This window comes from Leptothoe sp. EHU-05/26/07-4 (assembly GCF_043421015.1).
In the GTDB taxonomy this organism is placed as follows: domain Bacteria; phylum Cyanobacteriota; class Cyanobacteriia; order Phormidesmidales; family Phormidesmidaceae; genus Leptothoe; species Leptothoe turfae.
On the sequence record NZ_JAXSQV010000002.1, the window covers coordinates 1147420 to 1173094 of the forward strand.

At 49.5% G+C, this 25675-nt stretch carries 25 protein-coding genes and 2 pseudogenes; 15 read left to right on the forward strand and 12 right to left on the reverse strand.

The window, feature by feature from the left end:
- Entirely contained in the window at positions 1-621 is a 621-nt protein-coding gene (locus tag U2F10_RS06640) for a permuted SH3 domain-containing protein (RefSeq protein ID WP_163670853.1), read from the reverse strand.
- A gap of 117 nt (positions 622-738) precedes the next feature.
- On the opposite strand from U2F10_RS06640, the gene rppA reads away from it, so the two are divergent.
- From rppA to U2F10_RS06655, 3 genes are all read left to right on the forward strand, one after another.
- A complete protein-coding gene (gene rppA, locus U2F10_RS06645) occupies positions 739-1428 on the forward strand; it encodes a two-component system response regulator RppA (RefSeq protein WP_163670855.1) in 690 nt (229 codons plus the stop codon).
- A gap of 102 nt (positions 1429-1530) precedes the next feature.
- Positions 1531-2922, forward strand: a complete 1392-nt coding sequence (gene rppB / locus U2F10_RS06650; RefSeq protein WP_499871391.1) for a two-component system sensor histidine kinase RppB — start codon at positions 1531-1533, stop codon at positions 2920-2922.
- Between the two features lie 143 nt (positions 2923-3065).
- The gene (locus tag U2F10_RS06655; RefSeq protein WP_499871393.1) at positions 3066-3596 is read left to right on the forward strand and encodes a hypothetical protein; all 531 of its coding nucleotides are present in this window, start codon (positions 3066-3068) and stop codon (positions 3594-3596) included.
- A 140-nt stretch (positions 3597-3736) separates the two neighbouring features.
- Here U2F10_RS06655 and U2F10_RS06660 read toward each other — a convergent pair whose 3' ends face one another.
- From U2F10_RS06660 to U2F10_RS06670, 3 genes are all read right to left on the reverse strand, one after another.
- Positions 3737-4942 carry a hypothetical protein gene (locus U2F10_RS06660; RefSeq protein WP_499871395.1) on the reverse strand — a complete coding sequence of 402 codons (1206 nt, stop codon included), beginning with the start codon at positions 4940-4942 and terminating at the stop codon, positions 3737-3739.
- Between the two features lie 182 nt (positions 4943-5124).
- On the reverse strand, positions 5125-5673 hold the full coding sequence (locus U2F10_RS06665; RefSeq protein WP_163700401.1) for a DUF4334 domain-containing protein: 549 nt from the start codon (positions 5671-5673) through the stop codon (positions 5125-5127).
- A gap of 211 nt (positions 5674-5884) precedes the next feature.
- Positions 5885-7066, reverse strand: coding sequence for a tetratricopeptide repeat protein (locus tag U2F10_RS06670; protein WP_499871396.1), 1182 nt, complete (start codon positions 7064-7066; stop codon positions 5885-5887).
- 102 nt (positions 7067-7168) lie between these two features.
- Here U2F10_RS06670 and U2F10_RS06675 point away from each other — a divergent pair.
- A pseudogene (locus U2F10_RS06675) lies at positions 7169-7264 on the forward strand (heavy metal-binding domain-containing protein); the annotation flags it as partial.
- 195 nt (positions 7265-7459) lie between these two features.
- Here the strand turns inward: U2F10_RS06675 and U2F10_RS06680 are convergent.
- Positions 7460-7582: a hypothetical protein gene (locus U2F10_RS06680; protein ID WP_499870316.1), complete on the reverse strand. Its 123-nt coding sequence runs from the start codon at positions 7580-7582 to the stop codon at positions 7460-7462.
- Between the two features lie 36 nt (positions 7583-7618).
- Positions 7619-7945, reverse strand: coding sequence for a hypothetical protein (locus U2F10_RS06685; protein ID WP_499870315.1), 327 nt, complete (start codon positions 7943-7945; stop codon positions 7619-7621).
- Between U2F10_RS06685 and ltrA (U2F10_RS06690) the strand changes: the two genes are divergently transcribed.
- Both ltrA (U2F10_RS06690) and ltrA (U2F10_RS06695) read left to right on the forward strand, forming a co-directional pair.
- The gene (ltrA, locus tag U2F10_RS06690; protein ID WP_499870313.1) at positions 7944-9683 is read left to right on the forward strand and encodes a group II intron reverse transcriptase/maturase; all 1740 of its coding nucleotides are present in this window, start codon (positions 7944-7946) and stop codon (positions 9681-9683) included. The genes U2F10_RS06685 and ltrA (U2F10_RS06690) overlap by 2 nt on opposite strands.
- Positions 9684-10249: 566 nt before the next feature.
- Positions 10250-11968 (forward strand): group II intron reverse transcriptase/maturase, encoded by a 1719-nt coding sequence (ltrA, locus tag U2F10_RS06695; protein ID WP_499870311.1) that lies wholly within the window; start codon positions 10250-10252, stop codon positions 11966-11968.
- A gap of 172 nt (positions 11969-12140) precedes the next feature.
- Here the strand turns inward: ltrA (U2F10_RS06695) and U2F10_RS06700 are convergent, their stop codons facing one another.
- Positions 12141-12377, reverse strand: coding sequence for a hypothetical protein (locus tag U2F10_RS06700; RefSeq protein ID WP_499871398.1), 237 nt, complete (start codon positions 12375-12377; stop codon positions 12141-12143).
- 206 nt (positions 12378-12583) lie between these two features.
- Here U2F10_RS06700 and U2F10_RS06705 point away from each other — a divergent pair, with 206 nt between their 5' ends.
- From U2F10_RS06705 to U2F10_RS06715, 3 genes and pseudogenes are all read left to right on the forward strand, one after another.
- Positions 12584-13069, forward strand: a complete 486-nt coding sequence (locus tag U2F10_RS06705) for a hypothetical protein (protein WP_499871400.1) — start codon at positions 12584-12586, stop codon at positions 13067-13069.
- Between the two features lie 61 nt (positions 13070-13130).
- Positions 13131-13259 (forward strand): hypothetical protein, encoded by a 129-nt coding sequence (locus U2F10_RS06710; RefSeq protein WP_499871401.1) that lies wholly within the window; start codon positions 13131-13133, stop codon positions 13257-13259.
- Between the two features lie 472 nt (positions 13260-13731).
- Positions 13732-14180 (forward strand): annotated as a pseudogene (locus U2F10_RS06715) (transposase); the annotation flags it as partial.
- 14 nt (positions 14181-14194) lie between these two features.
- Here the strand turns inward: U2F10_RS06715 and U2F10_RS06720 are convergent.
- The 4 genes from U2F10_RS06720 to U2F10_RS06735 all read right to left on the reverse strand — a co-directional run bounded on the left by U2F10_RS06720 (position 14195) and on the right by U2F10_RS06735 (position 17830).
- The gene (locus U2F10_RS06720; protein WP_163700403.1) at positions 14195-15079 is read right to left on the reverse strand and encodes a mechanosensitive ion channel family protein; all 885 of its coding nucleotides are present in this window, start codon (positions 15077-15079) and stop codon (positions 14195-14197) included.
- A gap of 8 nt (positions 15080-15087) precedes the next feature.
- A complete protein-coding gene (locus tag U2F10_RS06725; protein ID WP_163671499.1) occupies positions 15088-16266 on the reverse strand; it encodes a MarR family transcriptional regulator in 1179 nt (392 codons plus the stop codon).
- Between the two features lie 273 nt (positions 16267-16539).
- Positions 16540-16737 carry a hypothetical protein gene (locus tag U2F10_RS06730; protein WP_163671498.1) on the reverse strand — a complete coding sequence of 66 codons (198 nt, stop codon included), beginning with the start codon at positions 16735-16737 and terminating at the stop codon, positions 16540-16542.
- A gap of 28 nt (positions 16738-16765) precedes the next feature.
- A complete protein-coding gene (locus tag U2F10_RS06735) occupies positions 16766-17830 on the reverse strand; it encodes a class I SAM-dependent methyltransferase (protein WP_163671497.1) in 1065 nt (354 codons plus the stop codon).
- A 181-nt stretch (positions 17831-18011) separates the two neighbouring features.
- Here U2F10_RS06735 and U2F10_RS06740 point away from each other — a divergent pair, with 181 nt between their 5' ends.
- From U2F10_RS06740 to U2F10_RS06765, 6 genes are all read left to right on the forward strand, one after another.
- Positions 18012-21110, forward strand: coding sequence for an ATP-binding protein (locus U2F10_RS06740; protein ID WP_499871403.1), 3099 nt, complete (start codon positions 18012-18014; stop codon positions 21108-21110).
- A 47-nt stretch (positions 21111-21157) separates the two neighbouring features.
- Positions 21158-21433 (forward strand): nickel-binding protein, encoded by a 276-nt coding sequence (locus U2F10_RS06745; protein ID WP_163671495.1) that lies wholly within the window; start codon positions 21158-21160, stop codon positions 21431-21433.
- 94 nt (positions 21434-21527) lie between these two features.
- Entirely contained in the window at positions 21528-22646 is a 1119-nt protein-coding gene (locus tag U2F10_RS06750) for a class I SAM-dependent methyltransferase (protein WP_499871612.1), read from the forward strand.
- Positions 22647-22747: 101 nt separating this feature from the next.
- Positions 22748-22957: a hypothetical protein gene (locus U2F10_RS06755; protein WP_499871405.1), complete on the forward strand. Its 210-nt coding sequence runs from the start codon at positions 22748-22750 to the stop codon at positions 22955-22957.
- Positions 22958-23016: 59 nt separating this feature from the next.
- Positions 23017-23703, forward strand: coding sequence for a CpcT/CpeT family chromophore lyase (locus U2F10_RS06760; RefSeq protein ID WP_499871406.1), 687 nt, complete (start codon positions 23017-23019; stop codon positions 23701-23703).
- A gap of 134 nt (positions 23704-23837) precedes the next feature.
- Positions 23838-24755, forward strand: a complete 918-nt coding sequence (locus U2F10_RS06765) for a bile acid:sodium symporter family protein (RefSeq protein ID WP_499865451.1) — start codon at positions 23838-23840, stop codon at positions 24753-24755.
- A gap of 143 nt (positions 24756-24898) precedes the next feature.
- Here the strand turns inward: U2F10_RS06765 and U2F10_RS06770 are convergent, their stop codons facing one another.
- On the reverse strand, positions 24899-25489 hold the full coding sequence (locus U2F10_RS06770; RefSeq protein ID WP_163671491.1) for a hypothetical protein: 591 nt from the start codon (positions 25487-25489) through the stop codon (positions 24899-24901).
- Between the last annotated feature and the right edge of the window lie 186 nt (positions 25490-25675).

Here is a 25675-nt window from a genome sequence, read left to right on the forward strand (position 1 = left end):
TTAGAGGAGTTCTTTTTTCTTGTTGCGACTGCTGACTAGCAGTGCGATCGCACTTCCCACAAAAATGACTCCGCCTGTGGCCAACGCTTTTAGCGGCAGACCACCGGACTGGTCGGCACTAACCTGAGCAACAGGTTGCTCTGAAGTTTCAAGAGTTTCAATGGTTTGGGCGACGGCGGTTGGAGAAGCCCCATCGGTTTCTAAGCCAGTGGCGGCCTGGGTTTTACGTGATTCGGCATAGAGCGACAGACTGCCCTGGATGACCAGTTGCTCACCCACTGATAGACCTGCGGTGATTTCAATCAGTTCGCCCTGGGTAGGGCCAGTGACCACATCCACCGGTTCGTAGAAACTTTCATACTGCACAAACACCAATTGCCGACCGTTATCGTCCACAAGGGCCGTCACCGGAATTAGGACAGCGGCGCTGCCATCGGTGGCAGGTTCAATTGGGGCTACCTGAATCCCGAGCAGCGGGTCGGTTTCAGCATTGATCTCCACACGGTTCACGCCGCCCGTTGCCTGGAATTCATCCCCATGACCCACATGGGCAAGTGCCCCAGGAGGAGCGATAGAGAAGCTCAAGGCCAGTAGTGAACTAAACAACAAAACGAATTTCATATAACCTCCCAACGGTATCTGATAAAAGCTTCCACAGAGTGCCATAGGGCAGATGAAATCGAGGTGAAATGGACACAACTTCGGTAGTATTGGCTCGTAGTTGATTGCCGTCGTGTTATGCGGGTGCTGCTGGTAGAAGACGAAGAAGATCTGGGTCAGGCGATTAAGCAAGTGCTGATGGACGAAAAGTACGTCGTGGATTGGGTCACGGACGGTGGGCAGGCCTGGAACTTTCTAGAAAGCCAGTGGACCGATTACACGGTGGCAATTTTCGATTGGCTACTGCCGAAACTCTCAGGCTTAGAGCTATGCCAACGTGTCAGAGCACAGCAAAATCCGTTGCCCATCCTGATGTTGACAGCCCTGGGACAAGCAGAAAATCGGATTGCTGGCTTGGACGCTGGAGCCGATGATTATTTAGTGAAACCCTTTGTCATGGCGGAGTTGCTGGCAAGGTTGCGGGCGTTGCAACGACGTTCACCCCAGTGGCGACCCCAACAGCTGACGGTAGGGCCATTTACCCTGAATGATGCCAATACCACCCTGCAAGTTGACCTGGAGGATCAGCCCCAACAGGCAATTCCGTTAACGACAAAAGAATTCCAGGTGCTGGCCTATCTGATGCAAAACCCAAATCGCATTCTCTCCGGCAGTAAGATTCGCCAACAGCTGTGGGATTTGGACGAGGAACCCGTGAGCAATGTTGTTGCCGCCCAAATGCGCTTGCTGCGCCGCAAGTTAGCCCGCCACCATTGTGACTGTCCCATTGAAACAGTGCCAGGCCAGGGTTATCGGTTCGTTCCATGAAGACTAGCCAACAGTTATTTCGCCGCAGTCGTCTGCGGTTAGCTTTATGAAAACCAGCACGAGTCAACAGCTGTTTCGCCGCAGTCGTCTGCGGTTAGCTTTATGAAAACCAGCATAAGCCAACAGCTGTTTCGCCGCAGTCGTCTGCGGTTAGCCCTGTGGTATGCCCTGGTGATGGGTGGCATTTTAAGTCTGTCGGGGTTGGTGATGTATCGTGCCCTCTTTCAAGCGCGCTGGGGAGCACTGGAGCGAGAAATTGAATCCATTGCGGGGACATTACACGACAGTTTGGAACCCATGCTACCTGCATCGGCAACACCGGCCACCGTGCTACAACAGATTTTTCCAGATCTGTGCCTGGCCAATCAACCTTGCGATGATAGTCCCACTCTGATCGAGCGCCATACGATGGGGGTGAGCGATCGCACCACATATTACGTACGCCTGTTCGACCGCCGGGGCCAGCTGTTGGCCTTTTCCCCCAACCAACCCCAGCAACCTCAGGATCTGAATCCTGCCCCATGGCAAACGCTCCAGGTAGAGAATGGACCTCGCTACCATCAGTTCACGACGGTTTTGCATGGCGCTGCCCATGGCCATTCCGGTTCAAATGAGGTTCATACCCATGCCTCCTGGGGCTATTTGCAAATTGGCCGCACCCTGGCGGATTTTGATGCAGAAACTCAACGGATTCGCTGGACCCTAGCGTTAGGGTTACCCCTCACCCTGGGGCTGGTGGTGGTCTCTAGTTGGGGACTGTCAGGGGTAGCTATGCAGCCCATTTATCGGTCTTACCAGCAGCAGCAACAGTTCACGGCCAATGCAGCCCACGAACTGAGATCGCCCCTAGCTAGCCTATTAGCCACAGTGGAGGCCACCCTACGCCTATCCCCAGCTCAGCTTCAGGAGATTCCCCCCAGAGTACAAACCATCGAACGGCAGGGACGGCGTCTGAGTCAGCTGATTGCAGATCTACTGCTGCTGACTAGCCTGGAACAAGCGGCTTCGGCCTCCTCCTTTAAACCTTGTTGTCTCAATGATCTGATCACCGATCTGACGGAGGAATACCAGGAACTGGCAATGACTGCCAATGTGGATCTAACTTGTCAGCTGCCCAGTGATGAGCTGTATGTATCGGGTCAGGAATCTCAACTTTACCGATTGGTGGCGAATTTAATTGACAATGCGATTCGCCACACACCTGCCTATGGGGTTGTTGCTGTTGATTTAACAGCTAGCGATCGCACCGCTATTATCACAGTTAAAGATACGGGTACGGGCATTCCAAAAACGGAACAGCCCCGAATTTTTGAGCGTTTTTATCGAGTGGATGGGGGACGCGATCGCAAAACAGGAGGAACCGGCTTAGGGTTAGCCATCGCCCAGGCCATTGTCTCGCGCCACCGAGGAACCCTCACCGTTGAAAGTGTTATGGGCCAGGGTAGCCTGTTCACCATCCATTTTTCTTGCCTTGCTGCCCATGGGGCGCACTAGAAAATTGTTGCCTGATGAGTTGAGGCCGCCCATAAGGTGCACCGTTAGAAAGTCAGTTAAAAAATCGCCACAAGTTGGGATTGACAAGATTTCGATACACTCACAATGAAGTAACCGATATCATTGTCAATTTGGATCGCATCATGAAACGATTTTTAGTCTGGAGTATGGTAGTACTGCCACCAACCCTTCTTATTCTCCTATCCCTAAAACCGCTAGAAATTCATTCGATCCGTTTTCTTGGCTTTTTTGCTGCTGCGTTCGTAGCAATCCTGATCATGGCACTGAGGATAATTCCTGATCTTCAGTCTCAAAAGCGCTTTCGACAACAGGCGGCGGTATCACTCATCATGGTGGTTTCTATCATTGTATTTAACTGGCCGCTGAGGATAGCTTACGGGTTTTCCCGTCCTGCCTTTGAGCAAGTGGCAGGGCAGGTGATGACAGGAGAAACATTAGAAACTCCCCGACGCATTGGCTGGTTTCGTATTGAACGCATTGAGGCACCTGGCCCTGCCGCCAATGGCATTGATGACCAGGGTCTGCGTCTGTGGACTGGCGTTCACCCCCATGGAAATACTGGCTTTGTACAAGCGAGTCCCGATAATCTGCGGTTTAATCTGTGGAGTCATTTCAAATTAGATGAGACCTGGCAGTTTATTGCTGAAGACTAACTCAATGATGGGGAGACTGAATTACGGCGTTTCCCCAGAGCGAATGCTTTAGGCAACTAGGCTTGCAAGTCGGTGGATATGATTACAAAGAGCCCATTCTGTAGGGGACAATCCCTCGTTGTCATTGCTACGATGCGTCGCTAAAACGGCAGATTAACCATAAAGTATTGGGGATATATATCCAATACCTTCATCAGGCCAAAGCTCAGGAGCCCAGTACCCAGGAGGGCTGCGCCGAAGCCGATGGTGTTCTTCACCCACAGGGTGCAAAATTCCACGTATTTATCCATAAGGAAAATGACGAAAAAGGTGCCTGCGATCGCATTGACTACACCTAAGTCCAGAGATGTGGCCACTGCGATCAATAGGGGACCACTGAGACAGGTAACAACGTTTCGTAGCCAATACTTTTCCTTCGCCACCCACTTAGACGACAGAATTAGCATCCCCACAAAATAGACAAATGTGCCAGTGAATAAAGCACCGGTTTGAAACACATCCAGCGATCTGGGTAAATAGTGCTGGGTGAGACCCAGGCCAAACAGGATTAAACAGGCAGCGGCAAAGGTGCCCTGACCAGCTTTATCAGTGCTGTCAAACCCGATGATGATGGTCAATGGTCCCGCTAACAAAATAAACCCAAAGCAGGCCACAAATGCTAGGGATGCCAGCACCCCCAGGGTAATACTCTGGTTCCACCAGGCTGCCCCGGCATAGACCGCGCAGCAGGTACCGGACACAAATTTGATATTTTTTTCAAACCCTTGAAAGAACGTTTTCCAGTTCTCCTGGCTATGGAGTAAGAGCAGGCTTAAAAAGAAGATGACCGCGCCGAAAAAATTTAGGGTGAGTCCCTTTTGCAAAAACATTAAACCGGCCCCCACTCCACAGAAGAGAACTTTATATGCGGTAATGGGTATCTTTTTCAGGAATTCTATAATTGACAGGGCAACGGTCAAGACAAGGCCCGACAGAATTTGGAAAAGCTCTTTAATCACCCCAAAGCAGAGTAACCCCGTGCCTAATACGCTCACCATAACGGCCAGCACCCTGACGATTACTTGAATACGGAAAATTGCTTTAAACTGATTCCAGTGGCGTAGATCATTGACGGCAATGGTTTCACCCCGAATGTTTGATGCCTGGTCTGCATAGAACTGTCGCTGCGCGTTGCCCACCTCAGGAGATAACACATCCCTTGATTCCAGGTCATCTATCGTAAGAACATGGGTTCTTAATAGGGAGATGTCGTTATAGTCAGGAGCTGTATTTGCTGCGGATGCTGGTTGTACAAAACCAGTCAACAGAATGAACAGCAACAGCAGCGCACAGAAAATTCTTTTCATACCAAATCCAATTCGGTAAACCCGATTAACAATGGATAATTCTGTAGGGGCAATCTCTTGTAGTTCCCCTCTATCCACCCATTGATAATTATGATATGCAGGCTAACAGAGTAATGAGTTAACGGACATGCGCCTATCTAATTGGCACACTTGAATAAGGAGGAAAGCTCTGAGTTTATCGCTTACTCTCCAGAGTCTCTTCTAAGCATAAAAAAGAACGGCTGAGGCGACTCTTTAAAGTCCATCAGCCCCAACACAGTACTATCATTTAACTTCCTAAAGGTGTCATTAATAGGCAGATAGTCATAAATCATCGTGGCGCTGACTTTGCCACGGTATTCCATCATGCGCAGTCTAGCCTGACTTTGTTCTGTTTTCAGCAACGAGGTGGATAGACCCAGAAGTGGTTTCATAAAATCACTCTTGATGCCTGGCATGTTCAAAGCCCATTTCATCGCCATGGGCTGGGGGGCAACTTTAATAATCTCTCCCTGGCCATCTAAAAACAACAAGGGATGTACGGTCTCAGGGTCGATAAATTCTTTTCCGTACCAGTTGGATGCTTCTAGCATGCCATCCATAGGGTGGGAGGTGTGCAGTCCAGAGCCTTGCCAGCGACCAATCATAAACTCCAGATTGATGGGGTCTAGAGAATCGAATAGCTGCAAGGCTTTTTCGGTGGTGGTTTTGCCCGTTTGAAGAATTGCCTGACGGTTTTCTGGGGTTTCCATTATTTTTGTTGGGTCGGGTTAACCGAGATAGCCAACAGGATTGGTTTAGGATATCCCATGCTAAATTCAAATTCAGTAGCCCTGATCGAAAATAGCCAATTCTGTAGGGGCAATCCTTTGTGGTTGCCCTGCGACATTTACAGGCACCTGTCCAGAATCCTATTACCCATATTTCATCTTGGAAGATTTTGGCTAATGGCAATGATTACGTCTACTCAACGCCCCAGGCATTTAGCAAAGATGTTGCGCGCTCAACTTCAGCTTCATTCTCCTGTTGCTCATACAGTCGGCGAGCTTTTTGCAAAGAATCAACAGCGGCTTCTCGTCGGCCCTGTCCCCATAATGCCAAACCCAAGTTATACCGAGCACCCGCATCCTCAGGAAACTGACGAACAATTTGTCGATATGAAATGACTGCTCGAATATACTGCTCTCGCTCTAGCAGCATCGACCCAAACTCTGCCTGAGCTGGCACAAAACTAGGGTTCGCCTCAATCGTTTCCTCAAAATGAATAAATGCTGCAGCATTATCACCTCGCTCCTGCATGATCAGCGCTAGCTGATAATGACTTTCCCAATCCCGAGGGTTCGCTGAAATCGCACGTCGCAAAGATTCCTCCGCTTGACGTTCCCGACCCTGGTAAATCCAAATTTTAGCCAGGTTGCCATGGATACTACCCCGGTTACTATCAATCCGTAACGCCCGTTGCAACGGCTCTAATGCATCCTCAAAACGTTCTTGCTGCAAGTAAAGGAGACCAATTGCCTCATACACCTGGGCATTATTAGGTGCCAGGCGAGCAGCTTCTTCCAATGCATTGAGTGCCAGATCATACTCATTCTGCCTCAGCAACATATTGCCCAGCCCCAAATAAGCATTGGCCTCACTGGGAGCCATGCGCGTAATCGTACGGTAGGCATCTGCTGCCTCGGCATAGCGCTCTGCCTGATAAAGACCGTGGGCCAACCCATACCGGAATGACACATTGCGACTATCGCGATCAATGGCCTGGCGATAGCTCTCTACCGCTAGCTGATAGTCCCCCTTCAGAATCTGGAGATAGCCAATACCTGAATAAAGCCGCGCATTATTACGATCAATGGCCAGGGCCTCTTGGTAGGCTGAGATCGCAGCTGAATAGTTTTCGTTATCCACATTTTGCTGGGCCACCCGCAGCAGTTCCCCCAGCCGTTCCTCGTCCGCATCCGACAGCTCCGTCAGCTGAGTTTCCTGCTGAATTTCCTCAAGCGCTTCACTTTGAGCCAGCAAGACATCAGGGGGCTCAACCGCATTCGCCGCCACCGGCAAAAGCCAAAGCATCCCAGCAAGGGTGGCCACTAGCCTTAATTTTGGTGCGGGCGATAGTCCCATGGGTGTAGTAACCATTGACATTGATGTAGACTCCTCACTGACTCAAATAATTCTGCATTCAGCTGGCAGAACGCTACCCAGAGTTTGTGTCGTAATATGACGGTGCTGCTAATGGGATAGTCAATGATTTTAGCAACTACCGATACACTTCAAGGGAAAAATATTAAACAGTATTTGGGAATCGTCACCGCTGAGGTGATTTATGGTAGTAATATGCTCTGTGTCTAAGAAGACTGATTTGCATAACTTTCAGGGCTTGGGGTCCAGGATTGAACTAAATTTGACTTGTGTGATTCGTTTGCTCGAAACAAGTTGAAAAACTTGGGGATGAGCAGCAAGAGTGAACGCTACGAGCGTACCTTGACAACTAGATAACCGTGTAGGTGAGAGTTAGTATCCTAGAATGCTCAAGTCCTACCCCCAAAGTGCATGGGTGACAGCGTATTCCCCACCTAGCGACTGGCTATCAACGGGTGAAGCGGGAATAAAAGGCGGTAACCAGGGAGCCTCACCTGGAATCCCGTTGAGCATGAACATATGGAGAGCGAAAGCGAAGGTGTGTCTGAGTCATCGTTAATTAGAACCAGCCGCTGAGGCCAACCGGCTGGGGCCAAAAAGGCAAAGGATATGGGGCTGACCTGCAGGCCATGGATCAGTAAGCACTCCCGATAAACCCGGTGGATAGCATCCTCCTAAACGTTCAAACCAACGGTTATCTGGAACGAAGTAACCTGCTATGAGACTCTCAGGTGATGGTCGATAGCCTGAGTAGGGGCCACCTACATGTCCATCGCAGGCAGGATTGTCTAAGAAGCAAAGGCCCCGCTTAATCGCAGGGATACGCTGACGTAGACACGATGATGTAAAAGATAGAGCTGTTAGTCGTGGTGAACATGTCATGAACCCGTCGTTTCAGACGAGGTATGAATGGAAAACACTGCCTTGGCGAAAGCTAGAACGGCAGGTTTTTAAGCTGCAAACCCGAATCTATCGAGCCTCTCGCCGTGGTGATGTCAAGGCAGTCCACAGATTACAAAGACTCCTACTGAGATCCTGGGCCGCCCGATGTCTAGCGGTCCGTCGGGTCACTCAAGATAACCAAGGCAAGCGAACAGCCGGTGTTGATGGCATAGCGTCATTAAACCCACTGCAACGCATGTTCTTGGTCAAGACGATGAACCTCACGGATAAGGCGCAACCAACTCGTCGGGTATGGATACCCAAACCTGGCAAGAACGAGAAACGCCCGCTCGGCATTCCTGTTATGGCTGATAGAGCCCGACAGGCACTGCTAAAGCTCTCCCTGGAACCCGAATGGGAAGCCAGGTTCGAGCCTAACAGTTATGGTTTCCGGCCAGGACGCTCGGCCCATGATGCCATCGAAGCCATTTTTAACTGCATCCGCGTTAAACCCAAGTTTGCGTTAGATGCCGATATCTCGAAATGCTTTGACCGCATCAGTCATTCTGCACTGCTGACAACCCTCAATGCCCCGCCGACCATTTACCGTCTGGTAAACGCATGGCTCAAAGGGGGTGTGATGGAATCAGGTCAATGGTTTCCAACGGATGCGGGGACACCACAAGGGGGCGTTATCTCTCCCTTGCTGGCAAATATCGCACTCCACGGAATGGAAACCCAAATCCAGCAGGTGAACCCTCAGGCTCGTCTGATTCGTTATGCTGATGACTTGGTCATTTTGCATGAACAGCTTGAGGTCATTCAAGCCTGTCAGCAGGCCATTGCTCAATGGCTAGCCGAACGGGGATTAGCCTTACATCCTAGTAAAACCCGGTGTACCCATACCTTATATGAGCATCAGGGCAATGTGGGCTTTGACTTTCTGGGATTCACGGTTCGACAATATCGAGTTGGGAAGAACCAATCAAAGTCTCATCAAGGATTCAAAACGCTGATTACTCCCAGTCGGCAAAATCTCAAACGCCACCTGAAGCAAGTCAGGTCTATCATTCATACTCATCAAGCATCTCCACAAGAGGTGCTCATTCGGACACTCAATCCGATAATTCGAGGATGGACAAACTACTACGCTACTGGCGTCAGTAAAAAGACCTTTCAAACCGCTCAACGGCAGACGTTTTTGAAGCTATGGCGATGGGCTATTCGACGACACCCCAATAAGGGTAAACGTTGGATAATGCACAAATATTGGCACCAGTCTAAATTCTCGACCCGAAACAATCAGAGCTTTCATCTGATCAATCACCACGATATTCCGATAAAACGGCACATCAAGGTGAAAGCGGATAGAAGCCCGTTTGACGGAGACTGGGTGTACTGGAGTCAACGACTTGGTACACATCCTGCATTGCCGATACGAGTAGCTACACTACTCAAACGACAATCAGGTAAATGTTGCTTCTGTGGATTGTACTTTAAAGCTGAAGACCGGATGGAAGTAGATCATATTCTTCCTAAGTCACAAGGGGGGAATGGATGTTACGACAATCTACAACTTCTGCATCGACATTGTCATGACAGCAAAACGGCTATCGATTTGAAGAGGTCTGCCTTGTCAGGGCATTGCATTGTTGAGGAGCCGGATGAAGGGAAACTTTCACGTCCGGTTTTGGTGCGACGTGAAAGTCGTGCGTTCAGCGCCACTGGCGCATTTTGATTAGGAAGCCGTCTTCCCCAGGGGAGCCTTCCTCCCTGTCCCTACGTAAAAGAGTCACTGACTCCGCTTACGCCAGGAGTAAGTAATGAAACTAGCGGAAAGCAAAGCACGAAAGCTCACGATATTGGCAGCCCAAGTTGATATGGAGAGCAAAGGGAAGACTGAAACGGGTTAACGCAAGTGAATCATCATAAGTCTCGTGAGGCGTGAAAGGTGAAATCAGGCTGATACACCTTAACCAAACTGGTAAGTGGGTAGGCAATGAGTCTCAGAACGCTCAAAGCGAAAGGACAATAATCCCACCGGGGTATAGATGGAACCTAATTCAGTCGCAGATCAAACGCACGGAACACGGTAAGCCCTATAGGTTCTCTGGCAAAGGTCGATAACCAGAGTAGGTCAACCGCAAGGACGACACAACTACCTAGAGGGTAAGGGAAATTGGAAAAAGCGAACGCTCCTGGTAATGCGGGAGATACGGGTTCAAAAATTTGCCCGATACCGAAAAGGTAGCTGACTTCCAACAGGTCTTCAACGATAAATCAACGTGAAGAAATCTAACCAACGTGAAAGATAGAGTCAAAATAGACATCGGAACGGTGGGCCGTCTTCAAGTATGGGCTTCCATCAACTGGAAACGCGTCAAGAAGAAGGTACGAAATCTAAGGCAGCGAATTTATCGTGCGACTCAGGAACATCAATGGAATCGGGTGAGAAGCCTGATGAAGTTGATGCTCCGCAGTTACTCTAACCTGCTGCTAGCAGTGCGACGGGTGACCCAGCAAAACCGAGGAAAGAAGACGGCTGGCATTGATGGCCAAGTTGCCCTGACTCCTCAAGCCAGGGTCAATTTGGTTAATGAGATGCAGGCTTACTGCTTATGGAAAGTTCACCCTGCTCGAAGGGTTTATATTCCCAAGGATAATGGGAAAAACCGTCGTCCATTAAGCATCCCCACACTCAAAAATCGAGTCGCACAAGCAATTGTTAAAAATGCACTAGAACCGAGCTGGGAAGCTCGATTTGAGGCACATAGTTACGGTTTTCGCCCTGGCCGCAGTTGTCAAGATGCCATTAAACAATGTCATTCTCGATTGAGGAAAGGCGTGGATACTTGGGCTTTAGACGCCGATATAAAAGGTGCATTTAACAATATCAGTCACGATTATATCCTCAATGCCATCGGGCTAATTCCTGGCAGAGGACTCATTAAACAATGGCTGAAAGCAGGCTATATTGAAGCAGAGGTGTTTTACCCGACAGAAAGCGGAACCGCGCAAGGTGGAATCATTTCACCTGTACTCGCAAATATTGCACTGGATGGAATAGAAGAACTTTTATCTCAATTCAAAAAGGTAAAAGAATATCGAAGTTTCAACCAGAAAACAGGGAGATATCAAACCAAACGCGTATGGAGCAATAAGTATGGATTTATTCGCTATGCGGATGACATTATTGTGACTGCGCCTTCTAAGGAGGACATTGAAGCGGTCAAACCCATCTTAGAGGATTGGCTAAAACAAAGGGGCCTGACATTCAATCGAGAAAAGACGAAAATTGTTCATATCGAACAGGGTATCGACTTCCTCGGATTTACTGTCAGACAATTCAAAGGCAAATGCCTGATCACCCCAGCCAAACAAAAGGTGAAAGATTTCCTCCAGCGCATCAGAGACTGGCTCAGAGCCAATCCCTCGCACAAGCCGGAAGTTGTCATCGGACATCTCAACCCAATTCTCAGAGGATGGGCCAATTACTACAGACATGTTAACAGTGCAAAGGTCTTCTCTTCCCTCGACCATTACATCTGGAAAGCCCTCTTCCAATGGTGCAAGAGGCGGCATCCCAGAAAAGGGAAGCGATGGGTTGTGGATCAATATTTCAAAGTGTTTCGGGAAAAGAAATGGTACTTTACGGCCTCGGCCACAAGCCGAGACGGTCGAGCCATTCACTACTCCCTGACTCACTTGGCAACCATTCCCATCGAACGCCATGTCAAGGTTACTGGCAAGGCATCACCAGATGACCCAACGCTCAGAACATACTGGCAACAGCGTCAAACCCGGCAAGGTAAAATTTACTGGGCCAAAGGCTCGAAGTACTACCAAGTAGCTGAGAACCAAAATTGGCAATGTCCAGCCTGTGAAGAGCACCTGTTTAACGGAGAGCAACTGCATACCCACCATGTAATTAAGGTGGCAGACGGAGGGACAGACCGGGTTGAAAACCTACTCCACCTTCACAAAGTGTGTCATCAGCACCTACACATGGAGACAACCTTCTGAGTTGCAGAAGGCTTGAGCCGGATGGCATGTAAGTGCCACGTCCGGTTCTAAGGGGAGGGAGATGAGGCGACTTACTCTCCCTTACCCGACAAGACGAGCCGTTGAGGCGACTCAGCGGCTTAGTCTAACAATTGTCACAGCCCCACAAGCGCTAAAACTAGAAACTGTCACTTCAGTCGCTATCCGCAAGGGTTTCATTGGCCTCGCTATCAAGCCAACCTAAGTCCTCAGCAATTGCTTGCCTTGCTATTTCTTGCCAGTTCTTTATTCTACCGTCTTTGATTGCCTGTTTCATGCTGGGCGGCATTCGAATCGTCATCTTTTCTGTGCATGGCTCTGACCACTCATATTTTTGCTTAAACCCATATTCTGTAATGTTGGGGTTGCCTCCGGGTCTGCCTTTTGCCATTGGTCCTTATGAATGAACAACGCCCAGATCTACGCCGCCCCCAACGCATTATCCGGGGCGAGGGTTAGGGCAGATCTGCAACGGCTCGGCATGGGTGGCATCGGAAATAGTCCCGCCAATCTTATTTAAAGATTGAAGGTTCTCAGCTTTCCTTATAAAGAGTCGGATGTTTTGTTCTGAAACACGGGCATAGTACAAGCACAGTAATGCAGACTGTAATACAGTTCCGCATTAATGCCATGCTTAAGATCATCATCCCCCTATCAATTGCCCTTGCTTCTTCGGTCACAATCTCAGGGCAGGCACTTTCCTGCTACATGGAGACTGCGGAAGGACGGATCGATCTGAGTCATATGTGTGGGGATGGAAGTACTACAAATTCACCTGCAACGCTAACAGCTCCCCCACCTCAACGAGGGGAACGGGTGATTGTAGCACCGGTTCCCGCTGAGCCAATAGCTACCTTTCAGGTGCAACGGATTAATCGGGAAACCGGCGAAGCTTATGGCATTGTCCGGTTTAGCAATGAGGCTCCTATGGGCACTGTTGTACGTTACTGGGCTGATGTTGATGGCGTAACTCGCTCATTTGGCTCAGTCGTGAGAGAGCGAGGACATCGCAACATAGGTGTGGAATTTTGGCTCCCTGCGGGGACTAGCCTTAATGACATTGAAAATGAAGGGGCGGGGTAGATTCACCCACCCCCAGGTAGTATTTCATCTGCGATGAGTTTCATGGAGGACGTCTGTCCCTGTGACTGCATCGTTACGGGTGCGTGACAATACCGATATTACACTGCTGTCACACGCAACCGTAACATTACTGATGCGTTACCATGGCTATGCACCAGGGGTTACCTCTACAATGGGTTCGCTTCCCTAACTGCCAAGGGCGTCTTGAGTGTAGTTTTCTCTAGGCAATCCTTTTGTACGTGAAGGATTGCCTAGAGAGTCAGGACAGGGGCAACTGTCCTGCTCTCATCTTAATTTCCTACATCTTTCAACTTTCTCCGCACTCTACCTCTAGTCCCTCGGCAACTCATTAGCTCGTAGCGGCATAGATATTGCAGCCAAGCACAACCACCTTAGAGTGGCCTGAATCGTTCAACACTTTGAGCGCACGAGCATGACCTAAGGTATTCTCCTGAACCAAGAAGCTAGTGATCGGGCAGTTAATGCTGCTCTGATCAGGCTGGGTTTACAAGTTCAGGCAAGACCGTAAAAAGCCAAGCAACTATTAGAACGCACCAAGACACAATAAAAATAAGGCTCAATATGGAATTCAGGGAGGTCTGTGGCCTGAAGGGATAGACTAAATGGCGAAATAGCTCTGTACCTGGATTAAGAAATATCCTGAGCGTCATCGTTATCATTGTCACGACTGTGAGAGAGATTTTGATGACCTGACGAAAAGCATCTTTTCAGGGCATCATCAGCCGCTTCGAGTCTGGGTTGTCTGCTTATATCTAATGGGGCTTAACCTCTCCAATCAACAGATTGCTAAAGAGCTAAATTTGAACAAAATGATGTGCAAAAAATGACGCATAAACTCCGTCAAGCGGTTGTTGATAAGGCCCCTGTAGTCACTCTTTCGGGAGACATCGAGTTTCATGAGGTCCATGTCAATACCATTGAGGGCGTCTGGTCACTGCTACGCTCCTGGTTACGGCCTCACCGAGGGATTTCACAAGGACATCTTCCCGTGTATCTGGGTTTCTTTGAGTTTATGCATAATGCCCGACGACGAGGAAAAGCATTATTAGCCAGTCTATTATGTAGCTACCGTACTCAGCTCACTCCTTAAAACGCATATTGAGCCTACATTTCTTCTTCACCTAGCGTCCTCGGATAGGGCAACTGATGCCGGGCGCAGGCTTTTTTGATGCGCAAAATCAGATCGGTCTTATAGACATATTCATCCCGTGCATCCATGGGATAGGATCTCAGCTTGAGGTGGGTTGCCCAGGTTTCTTCTGACACCACCACCATGACCGGCAGTTTAAGCTGGGTATAGCGACTGCTATAGGCGGCCTGATACAAAATTTCGACGGCCAGTTCCGTATTGGCTTCGTGGGCAAAGTAAAACTCAGTCATCACCTGGGCTTCGAGTTGACCGCTGTTGGCATTGGAAATGGGATTGGTCCAGGTAACGTTGTGGGGAATGGTAACGGCGTTGTCGTCAGGGGTTTGTAGCCGCACACCCCGCAGGCCATAGTCAATCACTTCGCCATAATGGTCGCCAATTTGGATGCGATCGCCCATACGAAAGGGGCCTTCAAACAGGTTGACTACACCAGCAATGATGGAACTGGCATAGTCTTTAAAGGCAAAGCCTAGGGCAACGGCAATGGTGCCTGTCAAGGCAAGCAGATTCGAGCCGGTTAGATTTAGGAATAGGGGCAACAAATAGGCAATGGTGACAATCAAGACAATCCCCTTCAGAAAAGGGACTGACTGCTTGATAATTAGCCTGAAGCGACGCGGTACTTGCTCTGAAAGGATGTCAGTGCCAACCCGAATCAGGAATAGCAAACCATAGGCCGCTAACACGGCAAAACTGCCCTGCAGAATCTCTGATGTGTTGGGTCGCTTAAAAATATCGAGGACATCTGCCGATGTAGTGAGGTCCTGAGCTGTGGCAAGACTTGTCAGAGCCAGCAACGCTATGGTGGTCGCGATCGCAATCTTCACTCCCTTAACCATGGCTCCCCCTAAGCTTTTCCAATTAAAAAGTTGTTATTGCCAAGTTCTTTGTAGAGCTTGGGATAATGGGCCGGATGGACAATCAACCGACGACCGCGCTGACGGATAATGCCTTCGCGCCGTAGCACCTGCAATCGGGAGCGGATATTGCGTTCGGCTTCGCCCAGGCTAATGGCCAGGTGCGATCGCGTCATTTCTCGATGAATCAATAATGAATGCAGCAAATAGCGATCCATTGCTTCCAGGGTCATCAGCCCCGGTAACGTTGGTTTAGTGGGCAACAGTTCAATTAAGGCGGTTTCATTTGCGATCGCGCCTTCATCTGTTAACACATCAGCCTTAATTTGCAACGACTTGAGCCACAGCTGAGCCGCTGTACTAGCGATACCGTCTGCCGTGCTGGCCAGGCTATCCCAATAGCTATCATTTGCTTCCGAAAACTGCACCATGGGACCCGTTGCTTGGGTCTCTAAGTTGGTTTCAAGTAACGGAGCCAGCCAGGTTTTTAGCTCTGCCCCAGACAGTTTTGGCAATGAAATCGTCTGTTCAAAATAGGCACTGATCTGACAAACCCGTTCTAAAAAGCTCCAAGACCAGTGATTACAGCCAAATACCCAAAAGCGAGAAGTGTCCTGGGCACTCAGGGTTTGCAAATATTCAATGCCCTCCCACCCTTCAATGCAGCGCAGAAAACAGGGCTCTAAACTAGACACCACCATGATGTTGGGCACATGGCGATCGAGATCTGTCTGGGTAACCGGCGTGGCAATTTCACTGGGCACCTCATCATCAGGCTCTAACTCCCGCTTAAGGTGTTGAGGCACCGTCAGCGGATCGGGTGGCCGATGATATCCCCCTAAGAAAAAACGCACTTCACAGTCAGGTAAATCCTGATGGACACTGGCTTTAAGGATCGGTCCAATCTCTTCCACCGGACGACCTAGCACCACCAGCGTATTATTCTCAACCTCAGGATTTGCCTGCCAGTCCTGCAATGCTTTAGTTAAGGATGCCTGAATAGCGGCTTGGTAGGGTTGAGGTGTCGGTAGCTGAGCCACCTGTTCGTTCACACTGTTGAGTACCCCCGGCGGCGCATTCACCAGTTCTTCGGTCGGCTCAGAGCTAGCAGAATGAGAAAACCGAGCTGGAATCGTTTTTAGTAAAGAGGAAAATTGTTTCCTCACCACGGTTACCTTATAAATAAGAACTGGTACCAATAGTACCGTTCTTTGATCCCTCTCGAATACTGGTTCTTCGTTTTTCGTTCTCCGTTTTTCGTTTTGGAAGCCTGTTGTGGCAAAACCACTTTAATTTGAGAGATATATTGAAGTTTCAAAAGAGGGCTAATTGGCTCAAAATTGCTAAAGGGGTTAAGAGATTGGTGAAAGCCCTATTTCTAGAGCTTCACAACCAAGTTCTCGCTACGCTTTGAGAAGTCTTACACCTATAGTAAACGGCCCTCAATTAGCGGTGGGTGCGGTGGGTTTTGCACCCACTGTGGGCTTCAGCTGAGAGTCATCGATCGCCAGCCTGGGCTGAATCATATCTGACAAAGACGGATTTAACAAAACAGTTCGAGGCAGCTCTTGTGTTGTGGACAGAATATTTACAACACGTCGCTTTTGATAGTGTTGAACAATATTACAGATAGTGCACATCTCCAGTTCACTCCTTAATTACAACTGCTTAATCTTTCTGAACGATGTAATAGTTATTTTGAAAATCATGGTCTAGCTGCTTAATCGTGACTTGGGTAAAGCCAGCATCTTTTAGCATAGACAACGCTTTTTCTTCTCCCCACATCGCACCTAAGCCCATGCCGCCCTGGGCCAGAGATACCGTCATACAGTGCATACAAGAAACGGTATAAAGAAAGGGCGCTGCTGGGTGATCCATATTGCCTGCTACGTTGGTGGTAGCTCGAATATCTTGCATTAGATAAATACCGTCGGGTCGCAATGCACGATAAATATTCTTGAGAACAATATCGGGATGAGCCTGATCGTGAATCGCATCAAACGTAGTAATCAAGTCATACTGCTCAGGTGCATCAAAGAACGTGGCATCTTGTACTTCAAACTGAATATTAGATAGAGGGCGATACTGGCTCTCTTCACGGGCTGTGGTAATGGCCGATTCAGATAAATCAATGCCCCGAAATCTACTATTCGGAAATAGTTTTGCCATTGTGTTGAGGGCACGACCGCTACCACAGCCCAAATCCAATACTTGTATGCCTTGTTTTAGGTCATCCATCAGCCCTGGTACTAAAGGCAACACATATTCTGTTAAAGCTGACACCGTTGTTTGACCGCTATCTTCCGCCATCACCGGATGGAATCGCTTAAATTGAGCGTAGGGCACACCCCCCCCGTCATAAAAACAGTCAATAATCGGATCCTCCACAGTCCCTAACAGAGGGATATATTGAGCAAAGGCGGCAATGTTGTCAGGGCTAGCCGCACGGGTGAGCACAGCCGCATACTCACGGGGTAGGAAATAGGTATCCTCTTCCGTGTCATAGGTGATGAATCGGCCCGTCACCATTGCCCCCAGCCATTCACGCACATAGCGCTCATTAAGTCCGGCAGCATCAGCAATCTGCTGGCTGGTGGCAGGCGGCAGTTCAGCTAGCGTGTCAAATAGCTCAGTACGGTGGCCAATGGAGGTCATCAGTGCCAACGCGCCATTGTTTAGGATATCTAGCAAGCGCTCAGCAAACGCTTCAGTTAAGTCAGCGGATGTCGTCATGGTCAGTTCTCCACATTGCAGGTGATGGTCTAACCCTAATCAACCCAACGTTCTACCTCCGTTCCCACAACGTTCCCACCCAAATGTAGAATCCTCAACTGAGGTTATATGAGGTTCACTCAAACAAATTACAATGGACTGCAAGGACGATTGCAGCTGTTATAAGGTGCGAGTGTTGACTGTGGGCAAGCAGTTCCTAAAGGTGTCTTTGCTGGGCAGCTTTCACATTGTCCAAGCAGGAGCAGGCAGTGTAGAGTTGCGATCGCGATCGCAACACCTGCTCGCCTATCTAATTTTGCATCGCCATGCCCCCCAGTCTCGCCAACGTATTGCTGGACAGTTATGGCCAGATTCCGCCGACACTCAAGACCGCACGAATCTAAGAAAAGAACTGCACTATCTGCGGCACACCTGTCCTGCCATCGAGCAGCTAATCACTATCACCAAATCCACACTACACTGGCAGCCACAGATTCCCTGTGAACTGGATCTTGATATCTTTGAAACTGCCCTAGCCTCGGCAGCGGAGGTAGACGGAGCGGCAGCTATTGGTTTTCTTGAAACTGCTATCAAAGTCTATCAAGGGAAGCTTTGGCCAGACTGTGATGCTGACTGGATTTATGCCGAGCAAGAACGTCTCAGAAAAAGCTATGGTCACGCATTGGCTCAGCTGACTCGACAGCTACAGACCCTCGGTGAAATAACCAAAGCGATCGCAACGGGACAGCAGTGGTTAAAGGCTGAACCTCTCGAAGAAAGTGCGTATCAAACTTTAATGGCCCTTTACGGGAAAATAGGAGACCGCTCCATCGCCTTGCAGCTTTACCACCAGTGCATGACCACCCTGCGAACGGAATTAGGGGTGCCTCCCAGCCCGACTACAGCCAGCATTTATCAGCAGCTATTGTTAGCAGAGGAAAATACTGTTGAGACAACAACAGAAGCTCTTCAATCTGCACAGACTGCTCCAGCCATACCACTGGTTCTGGCTGCCCCCAATGCTACAAGCACCTTAGTTGGACGTGAGCAGCTGTTTGGCAGCTTAGAGCAATGGCTGTTATCGACCTTAGACGAGCCTGCACCTTTATTATTGTTAACCGGAGAACCGGGTATCGGCAAAACTCGACTGCTGGAATCCTTAGCTAAGAGTGCGGCTCAAGACAACTGGCAGACTTGCTGGGGAAGTGCCTTTGCAGCAGAGCAGCTACGTTCCTACGGCGTGTGGATAGATTTACTGCGTACCGCCCATCTCTCTGAGTCATTTCCTCAGCTAGAAGATACCTCCAGCAATTTACAAAATCGGGGACAGCTATTGGACGCTATGGTGCAGAGCTTGAGGGCTATAGCTAGCCCTGAACAGCCTCTCTTGCTTTTATTTGATGATATTCACTGGCTAGATGATGCTTCAACGGCACTGCTACACTATGTCTTTCGTCTAATGGGGCAAGGGCCATTGCGCATTGCCTGTGCCGCTCGACAACAAGAACTGCAAGAAAATTCAGCCGTTCTCACCTTAATCAAGTCCCTACGGCGGGCTAAACGACTACAGGAGATAGCCGTTCCTCCCCTGTCGGCTAAGGCGATAGGGGCACTCGTCACACCGCTGCTCAACTCCGAAGATGGAGCCGAACCACTAGATACTCAAAAAATCTCTCAACAAATCTACAGCGACAGCGGTGGTAATCCGTTATTTGCCTTAGAAGTCGCACGGGCCAATACTGGAGAGACCAGTGATCTACAGGGATTAATTGACGATCGTTTGCAGCGACTGGATGGAGCCGCAAGAGACTTGATTCCTTGGGCCGCAGCCCTAGGACGACGCTTTAATCCAGAGATTTTGGCCCTGGCCGCCAGCTACCCGCCCATGCAGTTTCTGTTGGCCATGGAACAGTTAGAACACCAACAGATTGTGCAGCCCGTTAACCCAGGGACTTCAGCTAGCTTTGATGAACAGGGCAACTATGATTTTGTTCATGATTTGGTGCGCCAGGCAGCCTACAATCAGCTGTCGTTGCCCCGCCGTCGCATTATCCATGGCCAACTGGCTAAAACCCTGGAGTCCCAAATGGTAGAGAATGATTTAGCGAGCCAGGTTGCCTACCATGCGGGACTGGCAGGCAACCATACCTTAGCAGCTAAAGCCAGTGTCATTGCTGCTAACCGCAGTTTACGATTGTTCGCCTATGTAGATGTGATTCAGTTGGTGAATCGAGGGTTAGACCATTGCCATTATTTGCCCAGTTACGATCGCATCTTCTACTCCACCCAACTCCTGCGCACAAGAGTTTTAGCCGGTGTATCCACATCAGATGCCACCACTGTAGAAGCTCAAATCCAGCAACAGTTAGCGGATTTGGTGGGTCTAAATCTGCCAGAAGCAGAAGCCGCTGCGCGACAGGCCCTTGCTTTCTTAAAGTACACCCAAGAGAACTTGACCGATGTGCATCAACAATGTTTAGAAGCCATAGAGGTTATGCCTCCAATTCCCCGGCTACAGGCAGAAAATCTAGCCGCGAATGGCTGCTGTTTAGCTGAAATTGAACGGGATATGGATCGGGCTGAAGCCATTTTATTGGAAGCCCAATCTCTGGCCAACCCGCTGGGTGCATCCATCAGCGACATTCATTTAGGACTAGGCTGCATTTATCGTTACCGTGGCGACTATGACCTAGCTCAGCAGCAGCTAACAACCGCCCTGCAAGTAGCTCAAAGTCACACACCCAATCAGCGCGATCAGCTAAATGAAAGCCATAGTCTCGCCAATCTGGCCATGAACAGTTGGGACCGTCAACAGCCTGACCCTGGCTATGCAAAAGCCCTACTGGAGTTAGCGCCTAACCTGCCCCAGGGGAGTAATGCCACCTTTGCAGACGCCTTAATTGCCCTATACGCCTATGGCAACAACCCAGACCAGACAGGTCAAACAGCTCTGACGGAGACATTGAGCCAACTTGATCAGCTGGATGCTCAACGGAAACGAGTTTTTATCGCCAGCCATGCTGCTGAGATTGCCCTCCGGCAAGAGGACGGGGTCATCGCTCTCACCTATGCAAGCATAGCTAGCCAAGCGGCTAACATTGTTGAGCATCCCAACGATATGGCTGTGGCAAATGCCCTGTGTGTTCTCAGTGCTAGTCTGCTAGACGATCACACAACGCGGCATCACCATTGGCAATTGTTACAGGCATTGCCTGCTACTAACTTAAGTAGTCGGGCTCAGCTGTTAATCGCCGAAGCTAAACAGACTGTGAAGCAAGGGGAAAAACGAATCGAAGACTGAGATAGTATCCCCATAACGCAATTTCTTTGTTTACGGATGACATCACCATGGCCCTTATTGTTGTCGAAACTACGTACGATCCCCCCATTGACCAGGCACTGTGGGATGAGCTAGTGGAGCGGTCAGCCCCCTGCATGACAGAGCGTAATGTCATCTGGAAACGCACCTATTTATCGCGCGATCGCAAACGCAGCATCTGTGAGCTTGACGCGGCTGATGCTGACACAGTCCGGGCTGCTTATCAACGAGGCAATGTCCCCTATGACACCATTTGGTCAGCCGATTTAGTGGATGAGCTACCGGCAAGTATCGAGAAATCATAGGGCCTACACCCAGGGAACGCCCAAAAGACGGTTAGGGAACGCAGCAGTTTCTATTCTTGAATCATGAAAATTCCAACTCTTTTTGGAGCCCATGATGACAACGATAGACTCCCTAACCTCACTGACCATTGAAGGTAATACTCCACCGTTTGACACCGACAAGTCTGCAGACTTTGCCGAAAACTTGCTCAACATCCTCAACAGTGGTGCCCTGGCCCATATGCTATCCATTGGCCATCGCACCGGGCTATTGGACACGCTAGCTGAACTGCCGCCTGCCACCAGTCAACAAATTGCCGATGCGGCCAAACTGACTGAACGCTATGTTCGCGAGTGGTTAGGGGCCATGGTCACTGGCCACATTGTCATTTACTACAGTGGCAACAAAACCTACCGGCTACCGGCTGAACATGCCGCCTGGCTCACCCGCAGCGCCAGCCCTAACAACATGGCCACCACCATGCAGTTTATTCCCCTCATTGGGGGTGTCGAAGATGCCATTGTCGATTGTTTCCACCAGGGTGGCGGCGTTCCCTATGCCGCCTATCAGCGTTTCCATACGGTGATGGCAGAAGAAAGTGCGCAAACTGTCATCACCGCCCTTGAAACCCAGATTTTACCCCTGGTCCTTGGCTTAAAGGAACAACTGGCTGAAGGCATCTCTGTCGTTGATATCGGCTGTGGACAGGGACGTATATTACACACCCTGGCCAGCTGGTTCCCCAATAGTCGCTTTGTCGGCTATGACCTATCTAGCGACGTCATTACCTGGGCCAAGGCCGAATCACAACGGCTGGGGCTACAAAATGTGACATTTCAGGTACAAGATGCAGCCTTGATTGTGGAAGAAAATCAGTATGACCTGGCACTCTCATTTGATGCCATTCACGATCAGGCACAGCCAGGTATCGTCTTACAAAATATCTACCGAGCCCTGCGACCAGAAGGGCTCTATCTCATGCAGGAGATTCAAGCATCTAGCAACCTAGAGGATAATCTAAATCATCCTGTAGGACCATTGTTGTATAGCATTTCCTGTAATCATTGCACTGCCGTTTCCCTAGCAGCAGGCGGTCCGGGTCTGGGAGCCATGTGGGGTCAAGAACTGGCCCTGGAAATGCTACAGGCTGCTGGCTTTAGCAACATCGAAGTACAACAGCTGGAAAACGACTTCCAGAACACCTATTATCTCGCCCGCAGGCTCTCTCAATAGCGCCAGGTGCATGGGCGCTAAAGCACTCACCACAGCAATGATGATCACCTAAAAACCAGCGAAATTGATTGATTAGCCCCTGTTTCTTTAAGTCTGGCCACATGCAAAATTTTCTCTCTTCCATTATGATTTCCCACCGTAAACAGCTGCTGATTGTAGGCCTTGGTCTGGGCCTAATGGTGATAGCGGCTAAGTTAACCCAGTCAAACGTGTATGCATCAGACCCTGTTATTCAGAACGAACAACAGTTAAACACACCACAATCGGATACGGATGATTTCTCAGAAATTATTCATCAGATTTTTCCCTAAAAGCCTTGCAATTAGATTAATTCAGCAGCGTAACACCTGCAGTCATCCCTATCAAACTTATGATGCGACTTTTGCAAACAGGGGTTAGTGCAGCCCTAATTTCCACCATAATCAGTGCTCCAACACTGGCTGACACCCTGACACCAACCGAACAGGTGCAGCAGGCAGTGAACTGGTTCACGGGTTTCTTTACCAACCAGGCACAGGTTAACAGTGACCCTGCCGTGCCGCTGCTGACCATGGAAAACTGTGCCGTACCGACCAGCAGCACAACGACCTCGCAATATGTCCATTTAGAACAATTTTTGGGTGACACAGGTGGGTTACTCCGCACCCGAGCCTATGAATTTAGCCCTGGAACCACAGGTGTTGACCTGAGCATATTTAGCTATCGCAATCTCGGCACTGCCCTAGGCACCTGTGACCAAGCAACGGCCATTTTAGACCTGAGCGATCTCCTCACACCCAGCTGTGACCTGACATTAACCTACAGAGAAGACGAGTTTTTGGGCACCAATGTCCCAACGGGCTGTCCCACCAGCTTCCCAGTGCCCGGCAGCACCGTAGTTTCAACAGTGACCATCGCCGCCAATACCGTTGACTCCACCGATACATTTCTCTTACCCAACGGCGGAGCCATTGGCACTCCTATCACCTTTAATCGCGTGAGCACACCTGAACCGACATTGATCGTTGGCGTTATCGCGGTAGGATTACTAGCAACCGCTGGTTACAAACGACCATAGGACTAAGCGTCAGCAAATTCTCCGTTTCTGCAATTTCAAGTTGCGAGCTCAACTTAAAATTCAAAATTCAAAACTCGCCTTAGTCTCCAAACACCTGCCCCGTACCAGCCTGCTGCAGCTTTAGAGAAGACATCATGGAATCAAGCTTTTTAACCGCAGTTTTTCTACCGCTAGCCCTGTTTATCATCATGTTAGGCATGGGGCTGAGCCTGACAACTCGCGATTTCCAAAGGATTCTGACCGAACCTAAAGCTGTCATTCTTGGACTGGTTGCTCAGCTAATTATGCTGCCAGTGGTTGGCTTTTTGTTAGCTAGCCTTTTCCCACTCTCACCGGAGTTGGCCGTTGGTGTGATGATTTTAGCCGCATGTCCAGGCGGTCCCACATCCAACATGGTGACCTACCTGGTGCAGGGAAATGTTGCACTTTCCATCACCCTGACAGCTATTAGCAGCCTGATTACAATCGTTACTATCCCCCTCGTGGTTAACTTTGCCATGCAACAGTTTATGGGGGAGGCAGCAGCTATACAACTTTCTTTTTTAACAACGGTTATTCAAATTGCCGTCATTACCCTCATTCCTGTTTCCATCGGCATGGCGCTTCATCACTACGTCCCCAGGTTTGCCGCCAAGGTGGAAAAGTGGGTTAAGTGGCTGTCGTTGTTTTTCTTGGCGCTAATTATTGTTGGTCTGCTGGCCAAAGAACGGGCCAATGTCGCCAGCTTTTTTGTCCAGGTGGGTGGAGTCACGCTGGCTTTAAATGTGCTGACCATGGGATTGGGATTTGCGATCGCAACCCTCGCCAAGCTCGACGCCCGCAGTGCAAAAGCCATCACCGTTGAAGTGGGTATTCAGAATGGCACCCTAGCCATCGCCATTGCCAGTGCACCCACCTTTTTAAATACCCCCAGCATGGCAATTCCCGCCGCCATCTATGCCCTAATCATGTTTGCCACCAGTGCAGGTTTTGCCTGGCTCATCCGCTACAAGAAAGCGGTGCCTGCCAGTTCACAACAACAGACGCCAGAGAGTAGCGAAAGTCGTTTATGAAGCCGTCCATCTACGGCCACCGGATATACATAGAGCATTGGCAAGAGCATTGGCAGCACGAAAGCTGGTTTTGCTGACTTTGCCCCTCAGCTGAACGTGTTCAGGGATCAGAATCTAGCCCATCACTAAGGGGACTGTTACTCCTACGACTGATGTAAAAAAGGCAATACAAACCAGAGGGGGGCCTTCTGATCGAGAGTTACCCTGGCCGTTGCATGCATACCGGCCAAAGGAATCATATTGAGACTGCTCGCCGACCACTTATAACCACTACTCGTATCAGGATCAGGTGTCAGTTCTATCAACACCTCAATCGTTGCAGGAGCCGTTGGATCTTCTAATTCACGTACCCCATCCAGGGTCATTACCATCGGTAGTGATACTTCACTGACTTTACCCTCAATGCCACCAGCCGCTTGCTTATTACCTTCCACATCCGGGATCAGCAGTACGTCCATACCGCGCTCAATCTGAGCCAGCTCCCCACTGGGAAAATGAGCCACACCCACCAGCTCACCAGACTCCCCCTCAGCATAGGCCAAAATGGCATGGCTGCTTGTAGTTACTGGGATCCGACCCTCACAGGCCCAAACAATAGTAGCCCCCAGCAGCCCACCAATCGTCGCTAGAGGCAGCCAACTGCGCGGAGAAACGATTTGCATAAGCTGATCAAGCTGCTCTGGCGACGATAAACGCTCCAAAGCTTCTTGACGAAAAATACTACTGTCGCCCATCCGAAATCTGGCCTCTAATAATGAAGGTTGATAATCCAGTAAAATTCACCTATTATCTATGCCCTTATAGCAAAAAGTTTAGCTTTTTTGGAGATACTCAGGAGATTTTAAGTATTCGAGATGCATTTACGTAGAATCTCTGACAATTGGCTTTTTATCTCTTAATAAATCCTCAGAAAACTCGTT

Excerpts from the sequence above, each read along its gene's own strand:
- U2F10_RS06640 (WP_163670853.1), bottom strand. The coding sequence starts at position 621 with ATGAAATTCGTTTTGTTGTTTAGTTCACTACTGGCCTTGAGCTTCTCT.
- rppA (WP_163670855.1), top strand. The coding sequence starts at position 739 with ATGCGGGTGCTGCTGGTAGAAGACGAAGAAGATCTGGGTCAGGCGATT.
- rppB (WP_499871391.1), top strand. The coding sequence starts at position 1,531 with ATGAAAACCAGCATAAGCCAACAGCTGTTTCGCCGCAGTCGTCTGCGG.
- U2F10_RS06655 (WP_499871393.1), top strand. The coding sequence starts at position 3,066 with ATGAAACGATTTTTAGTCTGGAGTATGGTAGTACTGCCACCAACCCTT.
- U2F10_RS06660 (WP_499871395.1), bottom strand. The coding sequence starts at position 4,942 with ATGAAAAGAATTTTCTGTGCGCTGCTGTTGCTGTTCATTCTGTTGACT.
- U2F10_RS06665 (WP_163700401.1), bottom strand. The coding sequence starts at position 5,673 with ATGGAAACCCCAGAAAACCGTCAGGCAATTCTTCAAACGGGCAAAACC.
- U2F10_RS06670 (WP_499871396.1), bottom strand. The coding sequence starts at position 7,066 with ATGTCAATGGTTACTACACCCATGGGACTATCGCCCGCACCAAAATTA.
- U2F10_RS06680 (WP_499870316.1), bottom strand. The coding sequence starts at position 7,582 with ATGTTCATGCTCAACGGGATTCCAGGTGAGGCTCCCTGGTTACCGCCT.
- ltrA (WP_499870313.1), top strand. The coding sequence starts at position 7,944 with ATGAACCCGTCGTTTCAGACGAGGTATGAATGGAAAACACTGCCTTGG.
- U2F10_RS06685 (WP_499870315.1), bottom strand. The coding sequence starts at position 7,945 with ATGACATGTTCACCACGACTAACAGCTCTATCTTTTACATCATCGTGT.
- U2F10_RS06700 (WP_499871398.1), bottom strand. The coding sequence starts at position 12,377 with ATGGCAAAAGGCAGACCCGGAGGCAACCCCAACATTACAGAATATGGG.
- U2F10_RS06705 (WP_499871400.1), top strand. The coding sequence starts at position 12,584 with ATGCAGACTGTAATACAGTTCCGCATTAATGCCATGCTTAAGATCATC.
- U2F10_RS06720 (WP_163700403.1), bottom strand. The coding sequence starts at position 15,079 with ATGGTTAAGGGAGTGAAGATTGCGATCGCGACCACCATAGCGTTGCTG.
- U2F10_RS06730 (WP_163671498.1), bottom strand. The coding sequence starts at position 16,737 with ATGTGCACTATCTGTAATATTGTTCAACACTATCAAAAGCGACGTGTT.
- U2F10_RS06735 (WP_163671497.1), bottom strand. The coding sequence starts at position 17,830 with ATGACGACATCCGCTGACTTAACTGAAGCGTTTGCTGAGCGCTTGCTA.
- U2F10_RS06745 (WP_163671495.1), top strand. The coding sequence starts at position 21,158 with ATGGCCCTTATTGTTGTCGAAACTACGTACGATCCCCCCATTGACCAG.
- U2F10_RS06750 (WP_499871612.1), top strand. The coding sequence starts at position 21,528 with ATGACAACGATAGACTCCCTAACCTCACTGACCATTGAAGGTAATACT.
- U2F10_RS06755 (WP_499871405.1), top strand. The coding sequence starts at position 22,748 with ATGCAAAATTTTCTCTCTTCCATTATGATTTCCCACCGTAAACAGCTG.
- U2F10_RS06760 (WP_499871406.1), top strand. The coding sequence starts at position 23,017 with ATGATGCGACTTTTGCAAACAGGGGTTAGTGCAGCCCTAATTTCCACC.
- U2F10_RS06765 (WP_499865451.1), top strand. The coding sequence starts at position 23,838 with ATGGAATCAAGCTTTTTAACCGCAGTTTTTCTACCGCTAGCCCTGTTT.
- U2F10_RS06770 (WP_163671491.1), bottom strand. The coding sequence starts at position 25,489 with ATGGGCGACAGTAGTATTTTTCGTCAAGAAGCTTTGGAGCGTTTATCG.